Raw genomic sequence first — 2216 nt, 5'->3', positions numbered from 1 at the left:
GCTCGGGTTTGTACTGCCCGAAGTTGGGGATATAAGCGTCGATATTTTTTTCGTGTAAATACGCCAAAGCTTCGCCACTGCTGTAACCGCCATCGGCTAGGAGTTCTTCCAGTTCAATGCCGTTTTCATTGAGGTTTTCCTCTATGAGTTCTACAATTTGTTCCAAACACTGGCTGTCTCTTTTATCGGCAAAATCAGAGCAAGCGCCCGTAATGACGTGATGGGCATCGTCCACAGCAATTTGACCAAAATAGTTTAACTGACGGGCTTTCCCCGGTTTTACACTTACTCTGGCATCTGAATCGGTGGGCGAATAATGGGTGTGGTTCGATACATATTTCGGTCGGATCAAGTTACCGTTTTCATCCGTTTTTTTACTATTGCTGTTGCCGGGCATGTCTTTGTAAGCCTCTTTTTTCCAAGCGTGGTGCTGTTCTACCAACTTTTTTCGTGTGCTGGTGGTTTTAAACTCGCTGTTTTCTTCTAACTCATTCACAAAAGCACTGGCATCTTCCAACACTTCTTTCTCTACCAAACTGTCCATAGAAGCGTTGGCCTTAATGAAAACGCTGTCCACCACCTGACGTTTGCCACGGACCATCCCTTTAGAAACACACATTCTCAAAACTTCTTTAAACAAACTTAAAAACACTTCTTCGCCATATAAACTTCGAGTGCGGCTAATGGTACTGTGCCAAGGCAATGTCTCATGCACATCATAACCCAAAAACAAACGTATCGATAAACTATCGCTGCAAAAGGCGATTAATTGCCTGTCCGAGTTGATGTTGTTCAAATAACCCACCAACAAAATCTTAAAGAAAACAACAGGATCAATGCTGTGTTGACCTTCCGTGCCGTAATACTTTTGGGTGGCTTTGTAAATAAAATGGAAATCGAGTTCGGTTAACAATTTTCTGTAAAAATTATCCGCAGGAACGAGGTCCAACAAATTAACCGAAACAAATAATTGGGGCGTAAAGTTCTTTTTTCCTTGCATAGATAAAAATAGCAATTAAAACACTATTAAACAATGCTTTATCTTTTCATTTTATAATAACTTGTTGAATATTTACTTTGATTTTAATAAATAACTATTTTTGAAGGGAGTTGCGCAACAGGCACACGGGTTTGGCGCAATGGCGGGTTAAGTCTAAAATTTAAAGTTTAGGCTTTCTAATTCCGCAAAAAGCCAATTATATTGACTTTTTTCTTAAATTTATTCAATTAATTGGCTTTTGCTTACCGTGTCGCTAAATTAAAACTTTTCGCTTCAATTTCCGCCACTGACGCCAAGCCCCAAACCGTTATCTGCAACCGGATTTGACAAGTTTTCCGCAAATAAATTTTGAATAAATACCAAAACTTGGTATATTTGATTTCGAAATTTAAATCAAATGGTTATGGCAAAAAATACTTCGATTTTATTGGGCGATTATTTCGACAATTTTATCAATTCACAAATAAAAACTGGAAAATATTCTTCGGCGAGTGAAGTTGTAAGAGCTGCTTTAAGAATGTTTGAGCATGAAGAAACAAAGAAGACTGAATTAATTAAAGTATTAAAAAAAGGGGAGAAATCTGGTTTTTCTTCAAATTTTAATCGAGAATCATTCAAACAAAATTTACATCAAAAATATTCTGCTAAATAATGAATTACAAAATCAGTAAGCAAGCTGAAATTGATTTAGAAAATATTTGGCTTTATACTTTTGAAGAATGGTCTTTGGAACAAGCTGATTATTATCTTGATTTAATAATAGATGAAATTGAATATATTTCTGAAAACCCAAAAACAGGCAAAGATTACAATGATGTTAGAAAAGGATATTTTAGATCTAGAGTAAAATCACATTTCATTTTTTACAGAATTAATATAAAGGAAGAAATTGTGGAAATTATCAGAATTTTACATCAACAAATGGATATTGAATCTCATATTAATGAATAATTAACCGTAATTCTGGCTGCAGATAACATAACTGTTGCACAGCCTTTCATTTTTCCAAATAACTTTCAAAAACATAAAAAACTAACCTCTTTTAAAGCGATTTTAAGGAGGTTTGTTTTTTAGTTGCAGCTCAAAATGCTAAAATTTGAGTGGCTCAAAATTGAAGTTTTGAAGCCTATACGTTTGGGTTTAAAAAAGCAAAGAGCTTCCCTTGTTTTAGGGACATCACTTGGGCTATCCCGATAGCTATCGGGAATGGTTTTTT

Annotated in this window: 3 protein-coding genes; 2 read left to right on the top strand and 1 reads right to left on the bottom strand. The window is 35.4% G+C overall.

Going from position 1 to position 2216, the window contains the following annotated elements:
* A partial coding sequence (locus tag VNJ50_RS10670; RefSeq protein ID WP_325581696.1) for a transposase occupies positions 1-1000 on the bottom strand: 1000 nt, incomplete at its 3' end.
* 403 nt (positions 1001-1403) lie between these two features.
* Here VNJ50_RS10670 and VNJ50_RS10665 point away from each other — a divergent pair.
* Together VNJ50_RS10665 and VNJ50_RS10660 are read left to right on the top strand one after the other, a co-directional pair.
* Positions 1404-1652, top strand: a complete 249-nt coding sequence (locus tag VNJ50_RS10665; RefSeq protein WP_325581694.1) for a type II toxin-antitoxin system ParD family antitoxin — start codon at positions 1404-1406, stop codon at positions 1650-1652.
* A complete protein-coding gene (locus VNJ50_RS10660) occupies positions 1652-1951 on the top strand; it encodes a type II toxin-antitoxin system RelE/ParE family toxin (RefSeq protein ID WP_284584129.1) in 300 nt (99 codons plus the stop codon). The genes VNJ50_RS10665 and VNJ50_RS10660 overlap by 1 nt, the downstream gene beginning before the upstream one ends.
* Positions 1952-2216 lie beyond the last annotated feature (265 nt).

The organism is Gelidibacter sp. (assembly GCF_035577925.1).
Taxonomy (GTDB): domain Bacteria; phylum Bacteroidota; class Bacteroidia; order Flavobacteriales; family Flavobacteriaceae; genus Gelidibacter.
Note: the sequence above shows the minus strand (reverse complement) of the source record. Positions and strands in the feature narration are given on the sequence as shown.

Coding starts and splice junctions, on each gene's coding strand:
- VNJ50_RS10665 (WP_325581694.1), top strand. CDS start 1,404: ATGGCAAAAAATACTTCGATTTTATTGGGCGATTATTTCGACAATTTT.
- VNJ50_RS10660 (WP_284584129.1), top strand. CDS start 1,652: ATGAATTACAAAATCAGTAAGCAAGCTGAAATTGATTTAGAAAATATT.